Origin of the sequence: Nostocoides japonicum T1-X7 (assembly GCF_001046855.1) — a bacterium.
Taxonomy (GTDB): domain Bacteria; phylum Actinomycetota; class Actinomycetes; order Actinomycetales; family Dermatophilaceae; genus Nostocoides; species Nostocoides japonicum.
Genome location: NZ_HF570958.1, coordinates 1,080,648 through 1,101,022, shown reverse-complemented (window position 1 = coordinate 1,101,022; position 20,375 = coordinate 1,080,648). Strand labels below are relative to the sequence as shown.

Below are 20,375 nucleotides of genomic sequence, written 5' to 3'. Positions count from 1 at the left end.
CGACCCCACTCCCGACACCGAAAGGAGCCACCTGATGCGAGACGACGACACCTTCGCCGACGACCCGACCTCCTCGACCACGATCGGCGGGTCACCGCTCGGCTCGCGCGACCGCAGGCGGCTGCCCCTCGCGGTCGACACGCAGGAGAGGCCGATCAAGCCGGTCGGCGCCCCGGCCGACGCGCCGAACGTCCTCATCGTGCTCATCGACGACATGGGTTTCGGGGCGTCGTCGGCCTACGGCGGGCCGTGCGAGATGCCGACCGCCCAGCGGCTCGCCGACGAGGGGCTGCGGTACAGCCGCTTCCACGTGACGTCGTTGTGCTCGCCCACCCGCCAGGCCCTCCTGACGGGCCGGAACCACCACTCGGTCGGCATGGGGGTCACCTCGGAGATGTCCACCCCGGAGCCCGGCTATCACGGCTACCGTCCCGCATCGGCCGGGACGCTGGCGCAGATCCTCGCAGGGAACGGCTACAGCACAGCCGCCTTCGGCAAGTGGCACCAGACGCCGCCCGTCGAGGTCAGCCCATCGGGACCGTTCACGAGGTGGCCCACCGGCGAGGGGTTCGACACCTTCTACGGCTTCATGGGCGCGGAGATGAACCACTGGTATCCACAGTTGTACCGAGGTACCTCGCCCGTCGAACCCGACCTGCTGCCCGAGGACGGCTACCACCTCTCCGAGGATCTCGTCGACCATGCCATCGAGTGGGTGACGACGCAACAGGCGCTGACGCCCGACCGGCCCTTCTTCACCTATCTCGCGTTCGGGGCGACCCACGCGCCCTTCCACGTGGCCGCGCGGTGGAGGGACACGTATGCGGGGCGGTTCGACTCCGGATGGGACGTGCAGCGTGAGCAGACGCTCGCACGCCAGAAGCAGCTCGGGATCGTCCCCGACGGCACACGGCTCGCGCCCTGGGCGGAGGGGGTTCCCCACTGGGACGACCTCGATGGGACGGAGCAGCGTGTCGCAGCGAGGTTCATGGAGACCTACGCGGGGTTCGCCGAGCACACCGACGCCCAGGTCGGCCGGCTGATAGCGGCCCTGGACGAGATCGACGTCCTCGACGACACCCTCGTCATCTACCTGCTCGGCGACAACGGAGCCTCCGGCGAGGGGGGTCCGCGAGGGACGTTCAGGGAGCACCTCGTCGGCCACGGGCTCCTGGACGACACCGCGGACATGGCGGCCCGGCTGGACACCCTGGGTGACCCGACGACCTACCCGATCTACCCCGTGGGCTGGGCGCTGGCGATGAACACGCCGTACCAGTGGACCAAGCAGGTGGCCTCGCACCTCGGCGGCACGCGGGACGGGATGATCGTCCGATGGGGGGACCGGATCCCCGATCCCGGTGGGATCAGGCACCAGTGGCACCACGTCATCGACGTGCTCCCGACCGTCCTGGACGCGGCCGGGCTGCCGCAGCCGGACAGCATCGACGGCGTGGCGCAGCAGCCCATCGAGGGCACCAGCCTCAGATACACCTTCGACGAGGCCGACGCTCCCGGCCGACGGACCACGCAGTACTTCGAGATGGTCGGGAACCGCGGCATCTACCACGACGGCTGGAACGCCGTCACCCGACACGGCACCCCGTGGGAGATGGTCGACACGGCCCGCCGGCCCTTCGAGGCGGACACCTGGGAGCTGTACGACCTCGACAGCGATTGGAGCCAGGCACAGGACCTGGCGGCCCGGCATCCCGGGCGCCTGGAGGAGCTCCGAGGCCTCTTCGAGGAGGAGGCGCGAAAGCACCACGTGCTCCCTCTCGACGACCGCGTGACCGAGCGGGAGAACCCGCAGGTCGCCGGCCGGCTGGACCTCCATCACGGACGAGCGAGCATCAGCTTCGGACCCTCGGTCGGGCGGCTGACGGAGGAGGCTGCCCCGAACCTGAAGAACCGCTCGTTCGTCATCACGGCCGACCTCGAGGTCGGTCCCAACGTCAATGGGGTCGTGGCAGCCCAAGGAGGCCGGTTCGGGGGGTGGTCGCTCTACTGCCGCGACGGAGTTCCTGCCTATGCCTACAACTTCGTCGGGCGCACCCTGGTGGTCGCGCGTGGGTCATCGCCGTTGCCGCCCGGTAGGCGCCAGGTCGTCGTGCGCTTCAGGTACGGCGGCGGTCCCCCCGGCGGCGCGGCCGATGTCGCACTCGAGGTCGACGGCCGGGTCGTCGGCACGGTCCACATCCCCCGGACGACGGCCTACTACTTCTCCTTCGACGAGACCTTCAACATCGGCGTCGACCGGGGCACGCCGGTCATCGACGAGTACCTCCCGGTGCACAACAGGTTCGAAGGCCGCATCCGCCGTGTGCACTTCGACCTCGAGCCGCCCGGCCGGGGCGGCGACGACGGACACCTCCGCGCCGTCATGGTCCACCAGTGACCTGTCAGCCGGCTGCAGAGCGCGCGGTGGGGCGGCCCGTCAGCGGCGCCGGCGCCCCACGAGCACTCCGAGGACGAAGCCGACGAGCGCGGCGACCAAGTGCGGAGCGTACGACCTGAGCAGGACGGGGACGACCGCCGCGCCGAGGTCGAGGGCGTCGTCGGCTGCCGGCGGCGGGGCGGCATGCGACGGCGCCGATCTCGCCGACGGCGCCGGTGTCGTGCCGGACGCCCCGGCCACCTCGGCGGCCGCCGGGGCACCGGAGGCGTCGGACACCTCGCCGGGGCTCGATGCACTCGTGTCATCGGCCTCGGCGCCCGAGGCAGCGGCCGGCGCGGCCGTCAGCCGTTGCTCGAGGCACGCGACGAACTGGCCGAGCAGCTTGTCGGACACGTCCTGCATGACGCCGCGGCCGAACTGGGCGGGCTTGCCGGTGACGGCGAGATCCGTCGTCACGTCGACGGCGGTCCCGTCCCCGTCGGGCGCCAGGGCGATCGTCACCGTCGCCCCGGCCGTGCCGTTGCCGCGCCTGTCCTTGCCGTTGGCGCGGATCGTCGCCGTGTGCGCGTCGTCGTCCCGCTCGACGAAGGTGCCGGATCCCGCATACTGCAAGGCGATCGGGCCGAGCTTCACCTTGACCGTCCCGGAGAACTCCTCCTCGGACACGCCGGTCACCGTCGCGCCGGGGAAGCACTCGGCGACCGACGCGATGTCCATGAAGTGGTCCCACGACGCCTGGACCGGCGCGGGCACCGTGAAGTTGTGCTTCAGCTCCACGGGCTCACCCCTGTGCCGCGGCGAGGACGGCGCGCCGGGTGAGCACCGTCGCGAGGTGCTTGCGGTAGTCGCTGTCGCCGTTGAGGTCGGAGGGCGGGTTCGTCCCGTCGGCGGCGGAGGCGGCCGCGGCGCGCACGGCGTCCTCGGTGGCCGGCCGGCCGACGAGCGCCTCCTCGACCGACCGGGCCCGCAGCGGCGTGGAGCCCATGTTCGTCAGGCCCACCCGGGCCTCGGCGATCGTCCCGCCCTCGACCCGGACGGTCGCGGCGACCGCGACGATCGACCACTGGTGGGCGACCCGCACGAACTTCTCGTAGTGCGCGCCCCAGCCGGTGTGCTTGGGGATCCGGATCCGCGTGAGCAGCTCGCCCTCGCCGACGGCCGTCTCGAAGAGGTCGACGAAGAAGTCCGCGCCCGCGACGGTCCGCGTGGAGCCACCGGGTCCCACGATGGTGAACTCCGCATCGAGCGCGAGGGCCGCGGCACCGACGTCGCCCGCCGGGTCGGCGTGGACGAGCGCTCCGCCGACCGTGCCGCGGTGGCGGACCTGCGGGTCGGCGACCTCGGCCACCGTCCGGGCGAGCAGCGCAGCGTGCTCGCGGACGAGGTCGCTCGCGACGACGGCCGAATGCGTCGCCATCGACCCGATGACGATCGCCTCGCCGTCGTCGGAGATCTCCCGCAGCTCGGGGATGCGGCCGAGGTCGACGACGACCTCGGGGGCGTTGAGCCGCATCCGCAGGACGGGTAGGAGGCTCTGGCCGCCCGCGAGGACCTTCGCCTCGTCGCCCGCCGCGGCGAGCGCCGCGAGGGCGTCCTCGACGGACTCGGGTGCCACGTAGTCGAACTGGGCGGGGATCACTGGACGTCACCTTCCGACTCGTCGAAATGGGGTTGGGCGGCGGACGGGGCCGCGCCGGCGGAGTCGGCGCCCGCGGACCGGATCGCCCGCCAGACCCGCTCCGGGGTGCACGGCATCTCGACGTCGTGGATGCCACGGGGTCGGAGCGCGTCGACGATGGCATTGACGACGGCCGGTGTCGAGGCGATGGTCCCGGCCTCGCCGACTCCCTTGGTGCCCAACGTGTTCGTCGTCGACGGCGACGTCGTGTGGTCGGTCACGAAGCTGATCGTGTCGGCTGCCGTCGGCAGCGTGTAGTCGACGAACGAGCCGGTCACGAGGGTGCCGTTGTCGTCGAACTCCGCGCCCTCCCAGAGGGCCTGCGCGATTCCCTGGACGAGGCCGCCGTGCACCTGGCCCTCGACGATGAGCGGGTTGACGATGACGCCGACGTCGTCGACGCAGACGTACTTGCGCATCCGCGTCGCCCCGGTCTCCGTGTCGACCTCCATCGCGCACAGGTGCGTGCCGTGGGGGAAGGAGAAGTTGTCCGGGTCGAAGGTCGCCTCCGCGTCGAGGCTCGGCTCGAGCCCGTCGGGCCAGTTGTGGGCGGCGAACGCGGCGAGGGCGAGGTCGGCGATGCCGATCCCCTTGTCGGTGCCCCGCACGCCGAACGTGCCGTCCGTGAACTCGATGTCGGCCACGTCGGCCTCCAGGAGGTGCGCCGCGACCGGCTTCGCCTTCTCGATGACCTTGTCGGCGGCCCGGACGACGGCCTCGCCCCCGACGACGAGCGAGCGCGAACCGTAGGTGTCGAGGCCACGCGGCGCGATCTGGGTGTCGCCGTGGAGCACCTCGACGTCCTCGAAGGGGATGCCGAGGCGGTCCGCGACGATCTGGCTCCACGCCGTCTCGTGGCCCTGCCCGTGCGGGGAGGTCCCGGTGATGACCTCGACCTTGCCCGTCGCGAGCATCCGGATCGACGCGTGCTCCCAGCCGCCGGCGCCGTAGTTGAGCTGCCCGAGGATCCGGGACGGCGCGAGCCCGCACATCTCGGTGAACGTCGAGACGCCGATCCCGAGCTGCACCGGGTCGCCGGACTCCCGACGACGGCGTTGCTCGGCCCGCATCCCGTCGTAGTCGAAGAGCTCCGTGGCCCTGGCCGTCGCCGCCTCGTAGTTCCCCGAGTCGTACGTCATGCCGGCGACCGTCGTGAACGGGAACTCCTCGTGGGTGATCCAGTTCTTCTCGCGGATCGCCAACGGGTCGACGCCGACCTCGGCGGCCAGCTCGTCCATCATCCGCTCGATGCCGAACGTCGCCTCGGGGCGCCCGGCCCCCCGGTAGGCGTCGACCCACGGCTTGTTCGTGAGGATCGTCTGGACGGTGAACCGGTACGCCGGGAACTTGTAGATCGAGTTGAACATCCAGGCCCCGAGGACGGGCACGCCCCCGCCGACGATCGCGACGTAGGCGCCGAGGTCGGCGAGCAGCTCGACCTTGAACCCGGTGACCGTCCCGTCCTTCTCGGCGGACAGGGTGAGCCTCTGCCACTGGTCGCGCCCGTGATGGCCGGAGAGCAGCGACTCCGAGCGGGTCTCGGTGTACTTGACCGGCTTGCCGAGCTTGCGGGCGACCGCGAGGGTCGCGAACTCCTCCGGTGTCGTCTGGAGCTTGCCGCCGAAGCCGCCGCCGACGTCGGGGGCGATGACCCGGATCTTCGACTCGGGGATGCCGGTCGTCGCGGCGATGCAGAACCGCAGGATGTGCGGCACCTGGGTGGCCGACCAGATGACGATCTGCTCCCCCGTCGGGTCGACGACGGTCGAGCGCGGCTCCATGAACGCCGGGATGAGCCGCTGCTGGCGGTACTCCCGCTCGATGACGATGCCGTCCTCGCGGGCCTTCGCGATGGCCTCGTCGACGTCGGCGCCGGTGCCGGCCTCCGCGGAGTCGAGCGTCCAGAAGGCCGACTTGTTCGTCCCGAGGTCGGGGTGGGCGAGGACGGCGTCGGTCAGCGCCTCCTTCATGTCGAGGACGGCGGGCAGCTCCTCGTAGTCGACGTCGACGAGCTCGGCGGCGTCCCGCGCGGCGGCGGCCGACCGGGCCGCGACGACGGCGACGATCTCGCCCGCGCAGGCGACGTGGTCGACGACGACGGGCAGGTGGGTCGGGGTGACCTGGTCGGCCGTGATGGGCCAGGCGTTGATGTTCGCTCCCTGCGTCTCGGCGAGGTCCGCGCCGGTGAAGACGCCCATGACCCCCGGGGCGCCCTTCGCCGCCGCGGTGTCGACGGAGAGGACCTTCGCGTGGGCGAACGGGCTGCGCACCATGGCGAGGTGGAGCATCCCCGGGAGCTGGATGTTGTCGGTCCACCGGGTCCGCCCGGTGATGAGCCGCTGGTCCTCCTTGCGGGTGCGGCGCGACCCGACCTCCTTGGTGGCGGGACGCTCGTCGGTGACGGTCACTTCGCACCTCCGGCGGCGGCATACTGCACGGCCTTGACGATGTTGTGGTAGCCGGTGCATCTGCACAGGTTGCCCTCGAGGCCCTCGCGGATCTCCTGCTCCGTCGGGTCGGGGTTGTCGCGCAGGAGGTCGATCGACTGCATGATCATGCCCGGCGTGCAGTAGCCGCACTGGAGGGCGTGACACTCGTGGAAGGCCTCCTGGACGGGATGCAGCCGCCCGTCCGTCGCGAGTCCCTCGATCGTCGTGACGGTCGACCCGTCGGCCTGGACGGCGAGGACGTTGCACGACTTCACGCTCACCCCGTCGAGGTGCACGGTGCACGCCCCGCAGTTGCTCGTGTCGCACCCGACGACGGTCCCCGTCTTGCCGAGCTGCTCCCTCAGGTAGTGCACGAGCAGCGTTCGCGGCTCGACCTCGTCGGTGTATGACACGTCGTCGACGGTGACGGTGATGCGGGTCATCTGTGACTCCTCGGTTGGGTGCTTCAGATCGTCGTGCCAGCCCTGTTGTCGTGCAAGGGTTTTGAGGTATGCCATGAGCCCGCCTCCGAGGGTGCGGAGACCCTCCCGTGGACGCCTCCGCGTTTGCGGTGGATGGGCCCGTCGACGTCGGCGAGACGCCGCCCGTGTCCGCCCCACCGGAGGGCGACGATCTCGGCGGCGATGCTCACGGCCGTCTCCTCCGGGGTGCGCGCACCGAGGTCGAGGCCGATCGGGCTCGACAGCCGGACCAGCTCGTCCTCGGTGAGGCCCGCCTCGCGGAGCCGGTCCAGCCGGTCCTCGTGGGTGCGACGCGATCCCATGGCGCCGATGTAGGCGACCTTCGGGAGCCGCAGTGCCACCTCGAGGAGCGGCACGTCGAACTTGGGGTCGTGGGTGAGGACGCAGACGACCGTCCGGGCGTCGACCGCCCCGGCCTGCGCCTGGGCCGCGAGGTAGCGGTGCGGCCAGTCGACGACGACCTCGTCGGCGTCCGGGAACCGGCTCCGCGTCGCGAAGACGGGCCGGGCGTCGCAGACGGTGACCCGATAGCCGAGGAACGAGCCGATCTTCGCGCACGCCGCGGCGAAGTCGATCGCCCCGAAGACGAGCATCCGCGGCGCCGGCGCGAAGACGGTGACGAAGACGCGCATGCCCTCGCCCCGGCGCTGGCCGTCCGGGCCGTACGTGAGGGTCTCTGAGTGTCCGGACGCGAGCAGCCCGCGCGCGTCGTCGACGACGGCGGCCTCCGCCCGGTCGCTCCCCAGGGATCCGACATACCCCTGCTCGTGCTCCTCGCCGTGGACGACGAGGCGGCGGCCGAGCCACGTGGGGTCGGGGTGCTCGATGACGGTCGCGACGGCGACGGGGACGCGAGACTCGATGTCGGCGGCGACGGCGCCGAGCTCCGGGTAGGTGCGCCGGGACACCGCCTCGACGAAGACGTCGAGGATCCCCCCGCAGGTGAGCCCGACGGCATACGCGTCGTCGTCGCTCACGCCGTAGCGCTGGAGGACGGGCACCCCGTCGGCGACGACCTCCTGGGCCAGCTCGTAGAGCGCGCCCTCGACGCATCCCCCGGAGACCGACCCGACCGCCTCCCCCTCCGGACCGACGAGCATCGTTGCGCCGGGCTGGCGGGGTGCGGACCGCCACGTCGCGACGACGGTCGCGAGGCCGACGTCCTCGCCCGCCTCCCACCAGCGCAGCAGGTCGGGCAGCACCTCACGCACGGTCCACCACCTCCGCCAGGGCCTCGAAGGTCGCGTAGGAGTGGCCGGCCAGCAGGTCGTCGCAGTAGGGAAGCACGGCGACGATGCCCTGTTGCACGGGCAGGTAGCCCGGCTTCCCCTTGTGGGGGTTGACCCACACGACGCGGTGCGCGACCGCCCGGAGCCTCGCCATCTGCTCGGCCAACAGCTCGGCGCCGCCCCGCTCCCAGCCGTCGCTGAACACGACGACGACGGCGCCGCGGGCCAGTCCACGCCGTCCCCACTGGTCGAGGAAGGCCTTGAGGGTCTCCCCGAGGCGCGTCCCGCCGGACCAGTCCGGTACGACGTCTCCGGCGGCGGCGAGGGCCTGCTCCGGGTCGGGGCGATCGAGGGCTCTCGTCACGTCGGTGAGCCGGGTGCCCATCGTGAAGACGTGGACGTCCCGGCGGCCCCGGCCCCGGACCGACCAGCGGTGGGCGAGGCGCAGGAGCGCGTCGGCATACGGAGCCATCGAGCCGGACACGTCGACGAGGAGGACGACGCGCCGAGGGGCCGAGTCACGGCGGCGCCACTCGAGCCCGGCCGGCTCACCCCACAGCTCGAGGTGTCGGCGGAGGGTCCGGTGGGCGTCGATCTCGCCGCGACGCCAGGGCGTTCGCCGGGCCGAGCGGCGCAGCGGCCGAGGCTGCGGCAGCGACCCGAACATCGTTGCCAGGTCGGCCTTCTCGCTCGCCGTCAGCGTCGCCACGTCGCGGTGGCGCAGGATGTCTGCCCGGCTCGCGACGGCATGCATGCCGCGCGGGTCGTCCGTCCCGGTGTCCGTGTCGAGCGTCTCGCCGTCGGCCAGGGAGGCCATGGGCACCGGTGCCGGCGTCGGTGGGCCGGCGGTTCGTGGGCGCGCCGCGGCGTGGAACCACGCGGCGAAGACCCGGTCGTAGCGCTCGAGGTGGTCGGGTGCCGAGCAGAGCGTCGCCCGCCCGGCCCAGTACGTCCCGGCCCCGTCGTCGATCCCCACGAGGGCCACGGCCTCGAGCAGCGCCGTCTCGCGGTCGGCCGTGACGGGCAGGCCCGCGGCGCGGGCGGCGCGGGCGAACCCGAGGAGGAGCTCCTCCGGTGACGTCGGCGTCGGTGCGGTGGCGGTCGGCATACGGTCGGTCAGCCCCCGAGGATCCGGGCGAGGCTCGCGCGGACCCGCTCCGCGTCGTCGTGGTACTTGATCGCCGCGCCGAGCGTCGCGGCGGCGGTCTCGACGTCGAGGTCGACCGACCCGAGGGCGTCGAGCGCGCGGGCCCAGTCGAGGGTCTCGGCGACCCCCGGCGGCTTGAGGAGGTCCCCGCGGGTCCGCAGCTCCTGGGTCATCCGGACGACCTGCGCGGCGAGGGCCGCCGGCACCTCGGGTGCCCGGCTCCGGACGATCGCGAGCTCCCGCTCGAGCCCGGGGTGGTCGATCCAGTGGTAGAGGCAGCGCCGCTTGAGCGCGTCGTGCAGCTCGCGGGTCCGGTTGGAGGTGAGGACGACGACGGGCGGGGTCGCGGCGCGGATCGTGCCGAGCTCGGGGATGCTCACCTGGTAGGTCGACAGGACCTCGAGGAGGAACGCCTCGAACTCGTCGTCGGCGCGGTCGATCTCGTCGACGAGCAGGACGACGGGGCTCTCGCGCAACGACCGCAGCACCGGCCTCGCGAGGAGGAACCGCTCGTCGTAGAGCGACTTCTCGACGTCGGTCGGGTCGGCCGCCTGGTCGTCTCCTCCCGCGGCTCGCGCGACGGTCTCGAGGGCGCGCAGGTGGAGGATCTGGCGCGGGAAGTCCCAGTCGTAGAGCGCCTGGCTCGCGTCGATGCCCTCGTAGCACTGCATTCGGACGAGCGGGACGTCGAGGGCCTCCGCGAGGGCCTCGGCCAGGGTCGTCTTGCCCGTCCCAGGCTCGCCTTCGAGAAGGAGCGGTCGCCCGAGCCGGAGGGCGAGGAACGCGACGGTCGCCAGCGCGTCGTCGGTGAGGTACCCCGTCCGGCCGAGCGCCTCGGCCACTTCCGCCACCGATGTCGGCGACCAGGCGACCTCGCCCGAGGACGGTTCCATGACCCGATCATCACCCATGACGAGGGGCTATGGCGAGGTTTCCCCCGAGTCAATATCGGCGCCGGTCGCGAGGTCGCCGCACTCGACGAGAGCGACGGGTCTGCTCGCGAGGTAGTCCCGTGCTCCGCGGTCCCCCGACGCCTGCTCGATGACGAAAAGCCAATGGTTCCGGCCAATTACGACAGGATGCCCAGGAGACCCCGCGTATGCGGCACGGGCCAGCGCGGCTGCGTCCTCACCTGCGGCGTCTACGACGCGGCGGACGACGCGGCCGTCGACGTCGGGCAGGTCCACGAGCGTGAGGCACGCCGTCGTGGGAGGCGGTCCGGAGGTCTCGAGACCGAGCGCGTGGGTCAGGCCGACCCGGAGCGAGGCGCCCATCCCTTCCCGCCAGTCGAGGGCGACGACGCGGCGCACGTCGCCTCGGACGGCGGGATCGCCGCGGCGCACCGCCTCGTCGAGGATCTCCGCGGCCGCCTCCGCCTCCGCGCCGAGGACGGCGAGGACCGGGGAGCACCCACCGTCGAGGAGCGAGGCCACCGCCCGCAGCAGCCACGACGTCCCGTCGGCGTCCCGCACGAGCGCCTTCGGGCGGCCCATCCGGGCGCCGGCGCCGGCAGCGAGGAGGATCCCGACCGGCATACCCGTCATTGAACCCCACTCCCCGTCGCACGTGCCGAGTTGTCGTCGCCCGAACGCGGTCTGAACGACATCAGCTCGGCACGTGCGAAGGGGTCAGCGGGGGCCGAGACCGGTGCGTCCGTCGAGGAGCTCGCGGGCGATGTCGAGGTGCCCGGCATGACGGGCGGTCTCCTCGATGAGGTGGAGGACGACATCGCGCACGTCGTCCACCTCGGCGGGCAGATCCGGTCGCCGCACACCCGGTGGACGCTCGCCGAGGGTCAGGCCGTCGAGGATCGCGTCGGTCCGCGCGCACTGGTCCCGGTAGAACGCGAGGACCTCCGCCACGGCGTGCGCGCTCGTGAACGGCCCGTCGGCGTCCCCGTCGTCGGCCCACGGCAGCCCCGTCACCTCGCCGGCGAGGACCGCCTGCGCCCAGAAGCGCTCGGCGTGCCCGAGGTGCTCCACGAGCCCGAGCGGGGTCCAGCCGCTCGGCACGACGGCCGTCCTCAGGGACGTGTCGTCGAGGCCCGCGATCACGTCGAGGACGACACCGCGCTGGGCATCGAGGTATGCCAGGAGCGCGCGCCGCTCCCTCGCCTCGCCCGACGTGCTCCTCGGGGGCGGGATGTCCGGCGCCTGCGGGGCGACCGTCACGCCCCGTCCGGCCGGTAGCTCGAGATGAGCTCGGACCACCGGTCCGGCCAGGACGCCGCGGGGCGACCCTCGAGGTGGGCTCGCAGGTCCTCGATGTGGGCCTGCCACCCGGCCGCGTGGTCGGGAGCCCTGTCGACGGGCAGGCCGCGCTCCTCGACGGCGAGCCGGGTGCCCTCGCCCTCGCTCGTCAGCCATGCCTCGATCTCGGCCGGCTCGGCGGTGTCGGGCCGCATGGTGAGGAGCAGGTGGTGCGGCGCGTCGCAGATCTCGATGCGCCCCGGCCCCTCGGCGGTGCTCGTGAACCGCGCCTCGAAGGTGCCGCCCGGTCGCAGGTCCCCCTCGACGACGGCCACCCACCGGGCCAGCCGGGCCGGGTCGGTCACCGCGGACCACAGGTCGTCGATGTCGGTGTCGTAGACGTCCTCGACGTGCACCGTGCCCGCCCTGCCGGCCTCGTTGACCCATCCGGTGAGGCTTCCCTGTTGAACCGTCGTCATCACTCGCTCCTTCGTTGTCTCCTGCCGCGGGCCACCTCGGTGTGGAGGGCGGCCATCCGCTGCTCCCAGACCCGGCGGCGCTCGGTCAGCCAGTCGTCGACCTCCGCGAGTGCCGCCGGGCGCAGCGAGTAGACCCGCCGCTGTCCGTCCGGACGCACGTCGACGAGTCCGGCGTCGCGCAGCACCGCGAGGTGTCGCGACACGCCGGGTTGGCTCACCGGCACGAGCGCGCCGAGCTGTCCCGCCGTCGCCTCGCCCCCGCACAGCGCCTCGACCATGACCCGCCGGTGCGGATCGGCCAACGCGTGGAGGACGGCATCCATGATGGTCAAGCATACCCACTACGTTATATAACGCAACAGCTATGCATTGCCCTCTCGACAGCTTTATCGGGTGACCCCACAACACTGAGCCTCACCCGACAAGAAGAGCCGGGTGAGGCTCAGTGTTCCGGGGTCACCCGATAAAGCGAGCGGGGGGCCAGCACCCGGGAAGAAGCGAGCGGGGGGCCAGCACCCGGGAAGAGGGCGGTCGAGGGTTGGGGTCAGAGGGCGGCGGCCACCGCGGTCGACTCCAGCGGGTGGCTGAACATCGGGTAGTCGAACCTGATGGCGTTGTCGTGCTCCTCGACCGACGTCGCCGCGACGCAGTCGGTGAGCGTGATGACGCGGTAGCCGTTCTCGTAGGCGCTGCGCATCGTCGACTCGACACAGCAGTTGGTGAGGAACCCGCCGAGGATCACCGTGTCGATGCCCTTGCTGCGGAGGATGAAGTCGAGGTTGGTGCTCGCGAAGGTGTCCAGGCCGCGCTTGCCCTCGATGAGGATGTCGCCCTCGGCGGGCGCGAGCTCGTCGACGATCGCCGCGCCCCAGGTGTCCTTGACGAAGGCGTTGCCGCCGACCACTCCGGCGAGGATGCCGTAGGGGTGCCGCGTCAGCTCCGCATACCCCGGAGCGAAGGTGATCGGCGCGTGCATGATCGTCACGCCGGCGGCGCGGGCCTTCTCGACGAAGGCCTTGGTGTTCTCGAGCATCCCCGTCCGGTCCATGACCTCGGCGACCGCGCCGTGGAGGACGCCGCCGTCGGAGGTGAACTCGTTCTGGTACTCGATGAGGACGACCGCCGTCTTGGCGGGGTCGAGGGTCAGGGTGTCGTCGGACATGGGAGTCCTCTCGTCGTCGTGCCGTGGACCCCGTGGGCGGCGGGGTCACTTCATCGAAGCACGCTCAGTCGACGCCGAGCATCACTTCGGTCGACTTGACGAGGACGGTGACCGGCTTGCCCGGTTCGAGCGCGAGGTCCTCTGCCGCCTCCTTCGTGATCGACGCAGTGACGATCTGGTCGCCTCCGTCGAGGCGCACCTTGACCGTCGCCATGACGGAGCCGAGGGCGACCTCGGTGACCGAGCCGGACAGCTGGTTGCGGGTGGACAGTCGCATGGGGTCTCCTTCGTGCCGGGTATGCCGTGGACGGGTGCCACGGCATACGCCGAACTCTAGATGCGCCTCAGTCGTGGGCGCCGGGCACGGTCTGGTCCCAGTCGATGACCGACCCCGTGACGACGCCGCTGCGGTCGGACAGCAGGAAGACGACCATGTCGGCGATCTCGTCGACCTGGCCGAGCCGGCCCATCGGCAGCCGCGCCGCCGCCTCGGCGCGCCACCGGTCGTCGGCGCCGTGGAAGCGCCGCTGGATCGCGTCCTCGCCCTCGGTCTCGGTCCAGCCGATGTTGAGCCCGTTGATCCGGATCCGGTCGAACCGGTGGGCGTATGCCGCGTTCCGGGTCAGGCCGACGAGGCCCGCCTTCGAGGCGACGTACGGCGCGAGGTACGGCTGTCCGCCGTGTGCGGACATGGTGATGACGTTGACGATCGCCCCCGGCTCACCCCGCCGCACCAGGTCGCGGACGGTGGCCTGCATCGTGAAGAACGGCCCGCGGAGGTTGGCGGCGACATGCGCGTCGAACAGCTCCGGCGTCGTGTCGAGCAGCGTCCCCCGGGTCGTGAGTCCGGCGGCGTTGACGAGCCCGTCGATCCGGCCGTAGCACTCGACGACCCGCTGGACGGAGGCGGTGGCCTGCGCCGGGTCGGAGACGTCGGCCTGCACGAAGGTCACCTCGCCGCCGGCATCCCGCAGCTGCGCGGCGAGGGACTCCCCCGCCTCGGCCCGTCGGCCGCTGAAGGCGACGGTCGCCCCCTGCCTGAGGGCGGCGCGGACGACGGCGGCGCCGACGCCCTGGGTGCCTCCGCTCACGAGGACCACCCGGTCCGCCAACAGGTTCATGTGTCCTCCGTCGGACCGTCGTCCCGCCCGGGGCGCGGCGCGACGCTGCTCAGCGGGCGACGACGTCCGCGAAGCGGTCGAGAGCGGCGTTCCACCGCGCCTCGTCGGAGGACACGTCGCCGCTCACCCGGTCGTGACGCAGGTCGACGCGGGTGCTCGTGCCGTCCGGGACGACGTCGATCTCGACGACGGAGCGCGGCGCGTCGGGCGTCTCGTGCCACGACACGCGGATCTGCTCGACGGGGTGGAAGCTGCGCACACAGCCGACGGACCCCTCGTCGCTGTGCCACGACTGTCCCTTGCTGCCCAGGGTCGCGCCGCGGCCGAGGATCGCCTCGGACCCGGGCGGACTGACGAGGACCTCCCACACATGGACCGGCGGCGCCGCGATCATTCGCGACACCGCCACGGTTGCGGCGTCCTCGGTCTGCTCCACCTGGGTCTCGGTCATCGCTGACTCCTCACTGCCTGGCTGATCTGATCGGTCCGTGTCGGTCCGGCGGGGCCTGCGGCCATCATGACACCGCGACCCCCGTCCGCGCCTCCCCCGGTGCGGTCCGGATCTGCGACACGCCGGGTGAGTCGGAGGGTATGCGGGCGCTCCAGTCCGCGCCGAAGGCGGAGAAGGCCATGGCGAGACGGTCGCTGCTCGCCACGGCCACGGCGAGCGCCTCGCCGACGGGATACCCCGCGGCGACGAGCTCGTGGCAACGGGTCGCCACCGCCGTCGCGACCTCGTGGGGCACCGGCGTCGTGGCGGCGACGACCGACCGGGCCCCGAGCGCCAGCAGGGCGGAGGTGAAGCCGAGCGGCTCGTCCCCCGGGCGCAACGTCGCCGCCCCGAGCTCGCAGGCGGACAGGAACACGTGACTGCTCCGGACGCCGGCGGGCTGCAGCTCGTGGGCGAAGAGCGGTCCACCGTGCAGGTCGAGGGTCGAGAAGAGGGGGCTCATCGCCTCGTGGTGCCCGTGCGCCGCGACATGGACGACCTCGGCGGACCCGAACGACGCGAGGAGACCCTCAGCGGTCTGCTCGTCGTGAACACGGGCCCGATGGGACGCCCACGCCTCCCGCACCGCTGCCGCCTCGGCGTCGGGATGGGGGATGCCGGGGCCGACGGCGACATCCACTCGGCTCACTGGTGCCGAGCGCATGGATCCTCGGACGTAGGCGGTCGTCGATCGGGCGACGGTGAGAGGTCGGTCGGCCAGGGACGGCAGACCCGACCACGGAAGGACCGCGAGGGCACCGGAGCAGACGACCACGAGACCTCTCTCCGACGAGCCCCACGGACGGACGAGCGCGCGGTCCAACGCCTCCAGCTCATCGACGAGCGACGCCCACACGGCGCCACTGAGCGGTCCGAGATGGTGCGTGCACGCGACCTCGAGGTCGCTCCGGACCCGTTGGAGGAGCTCGGCCGCCTCGTGTGCCGACATGAGGTCTCGGAAGGCGGCCCTCCCACGCCGGAGCGCGACCCCGACGATCCGGCCGCGGTGCTCGGCCAGCCACACGAGGTCGCGGTCGTTCCCCTCGAGCACCTCGTCGATCCGTCCGGAGGGGTGGGAGGCGTCCGCCTCCTGCTCCTCGGGTGAGCGCAGCGCCCACGTCCGGGCACGGACCCGCCGGCGGAGCACGAGCGCGTCGGCCTGCAGCCGGCGCCGGTCCTCCGGCTGCTGCGCCTGCCCCAGCTCCACGAGGACCCCGCGGAGCTGCTCCACGAGGCTCGCCGCGTCGGGGTCGCGTGGCGGTCTGACGATCGGAAGGTGGTCCGTCGCGGAGCGCCATCGGTCGAGGCTCGCGAGAACGGCCCGCGGACCGCGCCTGATCGCCAGGTCGAGGTCGAGCTCTCCCAGCCGGACCCCGTGGAAGGCGCCCGCGGTGCGCAGGTCGAGCCCCGGCGAGACCTCCTGCGCCTCGGCCAGTGTTCGAGCCGCCCGGCGCAGCAGAACGGCGGCGCCCCGATCGTCGCCCGTCTGCCGACGCAGCTGGGCGTTGACCAGCGTCCGCTCCAGATCATGCGTGAGCGGCCGGTAGATCCGGCCGGGCGCCACGGAGGTCGTGCGGCGTGCGGCATCGAGGTCGCCGCGTCGGAGCTGGACGTGCGCGAGCACCGTCCGGGCGCGCTCGAGCAGGATCTCGTCGCCGTGCTCGGCCGCGACGGTCGCCGCCCACTCGGCCGTCCGAAGCACCGGACGCCCGGGGTGACCGGGGCCGTCGAGGGCCAGCTCGACCTGGAGGAGCCGGACGCGGGCCTCCCAGGCGGTCAGATGCAGGCGCCTGAACCGCCGCACGGCGATGTGCGCGTGGTGCCTCGCGCCCGCCACGTCGCCCACGAGTCGCAGCGTGCGCGCCAGCTCGTAGTCCACCTCGGCCCGGACCTGTGGGTCGTCGCGGCGGCTGCGCATGGTCGTCGCCTGCCGCAACCTGTCCACCGCATCGTCGAGCAGCCCCGCCTCGAGGAGGATGAAGGCCTGGTCGAGGAGTGCCGTCAGCCGCGAGAGCTGAGCCGTCGAGTCCTCGGAGATCCCGACCCACGACAAGGCCTCGGGAAGGTCGCCGCGCTGGTAGGCGGCGAACCACAGGTCGTGTCGGATCGCCTGCTCCAGCTGCGTGCTCCCCGCCTCTCGAGCCCGTCGAGCCGCTTCCGCCAGGGCGGCCGTGGACTCCGACGAGTGGCCCAGCTCGCCGAGGACGAGACCGGAGAGGAGCAGGACGGCGGCCTGCTCCTCCGTCGTGAAGCTCGCGGGATGGCGCATGGCCACCTGCGCGGATCGCAGCGCGGCCTCGAAGCTCCCGGCCCGGCCGAGGATGGAGGCCCGCTGGAACTCCAGTCGAGGACTCAGTCGCTCCGCGAGCCCCGGCACGAGCTCCGCGAGGTAGGCGGATGCCTCGTCGAGGGCGTCGGTCGCCGCGCCGAGCCCGCCCGTGAGATAGGAGGTCAGCGCCCCGGTGACCAGACAGTTGAACCTGATCGTGGTCGCGGCGACGCTCGGCTCCGTCCGGTCCAGGGCGGAGAGGGCGGCCCGGAGGGAGGCCGCCGCGGCGCCCGGCCGTCCCGCCATGTTGGCGGTCACGGCACGCCGCCGATGGGCCTCGGCTGCGTCGAGTGCTCCGTCGACGGACCTCACCGACTCACACGTCGATGCTCGGGGTGACGACCGGACGCTCGTCCGGGGAGTCCGGATCGGTCCAGACGATGAAATGCACCCGCCCCCGCGGTATGCCGTCCACGACGAAGCGGCCCCGCGCGTCCGCGACGACGGTGCGGGTCTCGGCGGCGACGACGACATCGACGCGCGCGCCCCCGCTCGTCACCCACCCGTCGATCCGCACGGCACGCCCGTCGGCCGACGCGGAATGCTTCACCATGAGGCTGAGCCCGCCCCGCGTGAAGGTGACCGAGTCCGTCCGCTCGACGTCGCCGCGGGTCGCGAGGCTCGCGGACTCGATGATCTCGGCCACCTCCGCCTGCAGGGCCTTGACCGTCAGCGCGAACCTGATGCGGTCGGGGAGGTCGGCCGGCATCGGGTCCGAGCGCTCGAACAGGTCACGCACCTGCCCGAGGACGGCGGCGTCGCGGTCGTCGATGGGATCGGTGTGCGCGGTCATGAGAGCTCCCATCGCGGATCGTTCGTCAGGGCGATGCGCAGCTTCTGGAGGCAGCGGCCGCGGGTGGGACCGATGCTCCCCACGGGCATACCGAGTGACTCGGAGATCGAGGCGTAGTCGGGCCGGTCGGCGAAGGCGACGACCCGGAGCAGCTCGCGGCACCGGGCCGGAAGTCCGGCGACGTGGGCCCACAGCAGGCGCTGGCGTTCGTCGAGGAGCGCCGACAGCTCCGGCCCGGGATCGACGTCGCCCTGCGCCTCCATGACCCGCTCCACCTCGTCGCCGGCCACCTCACGACGGTCGCCGCGGACCAGTCGCCAGGTCTCCCGCTTGACCGTCGTGACGAGCCAGCCGAGGACGGCCTGCGGGTCCTCGATCCGGTCGGCGTGGTCGACGAGGCGGTACCACGCGGTCTGGACGGCGTCCTCGGCAGTGGCCAGTGACGCGCCCTGGGCCCGCGCCGTCTGCCACAGCAGGGGCGTCACGGCGTCGACGAGGTCACCGAGTCGCTGCTCGTCACCGGCAACGTATGCCGCGAAGGCGGTGGCAGCGCGGTTCGCCAGCCCGTTCGGGGCGGTCGAGCCGGTCGAGTGGGTCACGTCGGATCCTCCTCCGGTCCCGTGAGCACCTCACCGAGGACGCGCCCGGCACGAGTCGACATCGTCGACTGGCCCACATCGGCGAGATCGTCCGCCTCGGCGAGACGCGCGGCCAGCGATCCGGCGAACAGGGGCGCGGAGAACGACGTGCCGCTCCAGATCCCGAAACCGCTGCGGTAGTCGTCCGGATCCTGGGTGCCCCGGGCGCGGGTGACCAGGCCGCTCGCGCCGGCCACCGCCACCCCCTCGGCCTCGGCACTGGGCTGCCCACCGGCATCGAAGGTCGTGGGGACGGTGCTCACGACGGAGACGCCAGGACGGAGCACGCGCACCCACGGTCCGTCGTTGGAGAAGAGCGCAGCGGTCCGGCCGTTGGGGTTCTGGGCTCCCACGCTGGTGAGGGGCACGCCGTCGGCCCCTCCGGCAGCGAACACGGCCGGCGCGAAGCCCCTGGAGGTCGCATCGTTCCCCGCACCGGCGACGACGAGGACGCCGCGCTCCCCGAAGAGCTCGAAGAGCCGCCGGAAGCCCTGGGTGCTGGCCGTGTCGTCCTGCTCGGGGTAGTAGCCCATGGAGATCGACAGGACGTCGATCACCCCGCTGGGGTCGTCGCGCTCCTGGGCGTCGATGTGTCGGGCCAACAGGAGGGCCAGGTTCTGGCGCACCACCATCTCGTCCGCGAGCCCTGCGCTGCTCATGACGGGGACGGACAGGATCCGTGCCTCCGGGCAGCTCTGGCGGATGAGACCCGCGATGAACGTCCCGTGGCCCGCGAGATCGGCCAGGTCCCCGGTCATGGGATCGACGACACGCGTGAGGTCCGCGTTCGTGCCCCCGATGGGGATGCCCCCCACGTCCGTGCCGATCGTCACCGAAGGGTCGGCATCGAACCAGGGATGGTGGCCGATGCCCGTGTCGGGGAGGGCGACGACCGGCGGCCGCACGGGCACGGGCCAGTGGCGCGCCGGGTTGCCCATGGGGACGTAGACAGGAATCCTCCCGTCCCCGTTGAAGAGCGACGCCGCCCCCGCATCGGACGGCCCGCCGATCCCGGGCCAGTACTTGCCGATGCCGGGCCAGTACTTGCCGATCCCGACGAGAGGTGTCGACGCGACGAGGACATGGTCGAGGGCGATGCCGGAGGTGCTGGCGGCAGCGGACGACCTCAGGGCCGTCACGGCGCTGTAGGCGTCGATGGCCGTCGCCTTGTTCGAGGGGGCCAGCCAGACACCCGTGACCCAGACCTCCTCGAGAGCCTCCTTGGCGGCCCCGTTGAGACGCTCGAACCCGGGGATGCCGTCGCGAGGGGTTTGGATCTGGCGGACCGCGACGTCGACGCCCGCCTCGCCCAGTGCCTTCTGGACGGTCTCGGCGACACCACCGGCATCCGACGCCGGGGTCTCGACGAGGAGGCGGTCCACGACATACACCGTGGGGAGCACCCGCGGCACCTCGTCGGGACCCGCGGGGACCCGTGGAGCGGTCGAGGGGTCGAGGACGGCGATCGAGAAGGGATCCACGACGTCGGGGTCGGCAGCCCCGGACGCTCGCGATCGGCTCGCACGTTCCTCGCTGTGGGACTCACTCATCGAACGCCTCCTGGCGCGGGGGGCTGGGGCTGCACAGGGAAGGAGCGCGGGGGCTGCAGCGTGATACATCCTCCCGGAACGTGGATGACGACCGCTAGGACCACGGCATGGAGAAGGTCTCGAGCGCTCCGACCCGACCTTCTCGAAACTTTCTCCGCATCGGATGTATCTACGGCCCCTGAACCCGCTCTTCCATGGTGTCGGCACGTGACAGGGAGACGGGCCGACCGGACGTCGGAGCTGGGGGCGGCTCCGTCGGGC

The 20,375-nt window shown here is 72.3% G+C and carries 20 protein-coding genes; 1 reads left to right on the top strand and 19 read right to left on the bottom strand.

Annotation, left to right across the window (positions count from 1 at the left end):
- Positions 1 to 34: 34 nt before the first annotated feature.
- Positions 35 to 2,398, top strand: coding sequence for an arylsulfatase (locus BN12_RS05050; RefSeq protein ID WP_083454429.1), 2,364 nt, complete (start codon positions 35 to 37; stop codon positions 2,396 to 2,398).
- Between the two features lie 39 nt (positions 2,399 to 2,437).
- On the opposite strand, the gene BN12_RS05045 is transcribed toward BN12_RS05050, so the two are convergent.
- The 19 genes from BN12_RS05045 to BN12_RS04955 form a co-directional block, all read right to left on the bottom strand.
- Positions 2,438 to 3,175 carry an SRPBCC family protein gene (locus BN12_RS05045; RefSeq protein ID WP_048550595.1) on the bottom strand — a complete coding sequence of 246 codons (738 nt, stop codon included), beginning with the start codon at positions 3,173 to 3,175 and terminating at the stop codon, positions 2,438 to 2,440.
- A 4-nt stretch (positions 3,176 to 3,179) separates the two neighbouring features.
- A complete protein-coding gene (locus BN12_RS05040) occupies positions 3,180 to 4,037 on the bottom strand; it encodes an FAD binding domain-containing protein (RefSeq protein WP_048550593.1) in 858 nt (285 codons plus the stop codon).
- The gene (locus BN12_RS05035) at positions 4,034 to 6,484 is read right to left on the bottom strand and encodes a xanthine dehydrogenase family protein molybdopterin-binding subunit (RefSeq protein WP_048550591.1); all 2,451 of its coding nucleotides are present in this window, start codon (positions 6,482 to 6,484) and stop codon (positions 4,034 to 4,036) included. Before BN12_RS05035 ends, BN12_RS05040 begins: the two co-directional genes overlap by 4 nt.
- On the bottom strand, positions 6,481 to 6,948 hold the full coding sequence (locus tag BN12_RS05030; RefSeq protein ID WP_048550588.1) for a (2Fe-2S)-binding protein: 468 nt from the start codon (positions 6,946 to 6,948) through the stop codon (positions 6,481 to 6,483). Before BN12_RS05030 ends, BN12_RS05035 begins: the two co-directional genes overlap by 4 nt.
- Positions 6,949 to 6,971: 23 nt before the next feature.
- Positions 6,972 to 8,198: an XdhC family protein gene (locus BN12_RS05025; protein ID WP_048550586.1), complete on the bottom strand. Its 1,227-nt coding sequence runs from the start codon at positions 8,196 to 8,198 to the stop codon at positions 6,972 to 6,974.
- Positions 8,191 to 9,324: a vWA domain-containing protein gene (locus BN12_RS05020; RefSeq protein ID WP_048550584.1), complete on the bottom strand. Its 1,134-nt coding sequence runs from the start codon at positions 9,322 to 9,324 to the stop codon at positions 8,191 to 8,193. The genes BN12_RS05025 and BN12_RS05020 overlap by 8 nt, the downstream gene beginning before the upstream one ends.
- An 8-nt stretch (positions 9,325 to 9,332) precedes the next feature.
- Positions 9,333 to 10,256 (bottom strand): AAA family ATPase, encoded by a 924-nt coding sequence (locus BN12_RS05015; RefSeq protein WP_048550583.1) that lies wholly within the window; start codon positions 10,254 to 10,256, stop codon positions 9,333 to 9,335.
- Positions 10,257 to 10,283: 27 nt separating this feature from the next.
- Complete coding sequence (locus BN12_RS05010) at positions 10,284 to 10,898, bottom strand: nucleotidyltransferase family protein (RefSeq protein WP_083454428.1); 615 nt, start codon at positions 10,896 to 10,898, stop codon at positions 10,284 to 10,286.
- A gap of 93 nt (positions 10,899 to 10,991) precedes the next feature.
- Complete coding sequence (locus BN12_RS05005; RefSeq protein WP_200901149.1) at positions 10,992 to 11,534, bottom strand: DinB family protein; 543 nt, start codon at positions 11,532 to 11,534, stop codon at positions 10,992 to 10,994.
- Positions 11,531 to 12,031, bottom strand: coding sequence for an SRPBCC family protein (locus BN12_RS05000; protein ID WP_048550579.1), 501 nt, complete (start codon positions 12,029 to 12,031; stop codon positions 11,531 to 11,533). The genes BN12_RS05005 and BN12_RS05000 overlap by 4 nt, the downstream gene beginning before the upstream one ends.
- Positions 12,031 to 12,354, bottom strand: coding sequence for an ArsR/SmtB family transcription factor (locus BN12_RS04995; protein WP_048550577.1), 324 nt, complete (start codon positions 12,352 to 12,354; stop codon positions 12,031 to 12,033). The genes BN12_RS05000 and BN12_RS04995 overlap by 1 nt, the downstream gene beginning before the upstream one ends.
- A 221-nt stretch (positions 12,355 to 12,575) precedes the next feature.
- Positions 12,576 to 13,193: a cysteine hydrolase gene (locus BN12_RS04990; RefSeq protein ID WP_048550576.1), complete on the bottom strand. Its 618-nt coding sequence runs from the start codon at positions 13,191 to 13,193 to the stop codon at positions 12,576 to 12,578.
- A gap of 64 nt (positions 13,194 to 13,257) precedes the next feature.
- Positions 13,258 to 13,470, bottom strand: coding sequence for a TOBE domain-containing protein (locus tag BN12_RS04985; RefSeq protein ID WP_048550573.1), 213 nt, complete (start codon positions 13,468 to 13,470; stop codon positions 13,258 to 13,260).
- A gap of 67 nt (positions 13,471 to 13,537) precedes the next feature.
- Entirely contained in the window at positions 13,538 to 14,314 is a 777-nt protein-coding gene (locus tag BN12_RS04980; RefSeq protein WP_048550570.1) for an SDR family oxidoreductase, read from the bottom strand.
- A 49-nt stretch (positions 14,315 to 14,363) separates the two neighbouring features.
- On the bottom strand, positions 14,364 to 14,765 hold the full coding sequence (locus BN12_RS04975) for an SRPBCC family protein (RefSeq protein WP_048550568.1): 402 nt from the start codon (positions 14,763 to 14,765) through the stop codon (positions 14,364 to 14,366).
- A 64-nt stretch (positions 14,766 to 14,829) separates the two neighbouring features.
- Complete coding sequence (locus tag BN12_RS04970; protein ID WP_162233040.1) at positions 14,830 to 17,391, bottom strand: CHAT domain-containing protein; 2,562 nt, start codon at positions 17,389 to 17,391, stop codon at positions 14,830 to 14,832.
- Between the two features lie 58 nt (positions 17,392 to 17,449).
- Entirely contained in the window at positions 17,450 to 17,926 is a 477-nt protein-coding gene (locus BN12_RS24985) for a hypothetical protein (RefSeq protein WP_048550563.1), read from the bottom strand.
- A complete protein-coding gene (locus BN12_RS04960) occupies positions 17,923 to 18,525 on the bottom strand; it encodes an RNA polymerase sigma factor (RefSeq protein ID WP_048550562.1) in 603 nt (200 codons plus the stop codon). Before BN12_RS04960 ends, BN12_RS24985 begins: the two co-directional genes overlap by 4 nt.
- Positions 18,522 to 20,114 carry a S8/S53 family peptidase gene (locus BN12_RS04955; protein ID WP_048550560.1) on the bottom strand — a complete coding sequence of 531 codons (1,593 nt, stop codon included), beginning with the start codon at positions 20,112 to 20,114 and terminating at the stop codon, positions 18,522 to 18,524. The genes BN12_RS04960 and BN12_RS04955 overlap by 4 nt, the downstream gene beginning before the upstream one ends.
- Between the last annotated feature and the right edge of the window lie 261 nt (positions 20,115 to 20,375).

Bases quoted from the DNA above. Each gene is read 5' to 3' on its own strand.
- BN12_RS05050 (WP_083454429.1), top strand. From the start codon at position 35: ATGCGAGACGACGACACCTTCGCCGACGACCCGACCTCCTCGACCACG.
- BN12_RS05030 (WP_048550588.1), bottom strand. From the start codon at position 6,948: ATGACCCGCATCACCGTCACCGTCGACGACGTGTCATACACCGACGAG.
- BN12_RS05020 (WP_048550584.1), bottom strand. From the start codon at position 9,324: ATGCCGACCGCCACCGCACCGACGCCGACGTCACCGGAGGAGCTCCTC.
- BN12_RS05015 (WP_048550583.1), bottom strand. From the start codon at position 10,256: ATGGAACCGTCCTCGGGCGAGGTCGCCTGGTCGCCGACATCGGTGGCG.
- BN12_RS05010 (WP_083454428.1), bottom strand. From the start codon at position 10,898: ATGCCGGTCGGGATCCTCCTCGCTGCCGGCGCCGGCGCCCGGATGGGC.
- BN12_RS05000 (WP_048550579.1), bottom strand. From the start codon at position 12,031: ATGACGACGGTTCAACAGGGAAGCCTCACCGGATGGGTCAACGAGGCC.
- BN12_RS04995 (WP_048550577.1), bottom strand. From the start codon at position 12,354: ATGGATGCCGTCCTCCACGCGTTGGCCGATCCGCACCGGCGGGTCATG.
- BN12_RS04990 (WP_048550576.1), bottom strand. From the start codon at position 13,193: ATGTCCGACGACACCCTGACCCTCGACCCCGCCAAGACGGCGGTCGTC.
- BN12_RS04985 (WP_048550573.1), bottom strand. From the start codon at position 13,470: ATGCGACTGTCCACCCGCAACCAGCTGTCCGGCTCGGTCACCGAGGTC.
- BN12_RS04980 (WP_048550570.1), bottom strand. From the start codon at position 14,314: ATGAACCTGTTGGCGGACCGGGTGGTCCTCGTGAGCGGAGGCACCCAG.
- BN12_RS04975 (WP_048550568.1), bottom strand. From the start codon at position 14,765: ATGACCGAGACCCAGGTGGAGCAGACCGAGGACGCCGCAACCGTGGCG.
- BN12_RS24985 (WP_048550563.1), bottom strand. From the start codon at position 17,926: ATGACCGCGCACACCGATCCCATCGACGACCGCGACGCCGCCGTCCTC.
- BN12_RS04955 (WP_048550560.1), bottom strand. From the start codon at position 20,114: ATGAGTGAGTCCCACAGCGAGGAACGTGCGAGCCGATCGCGAGCGTCC.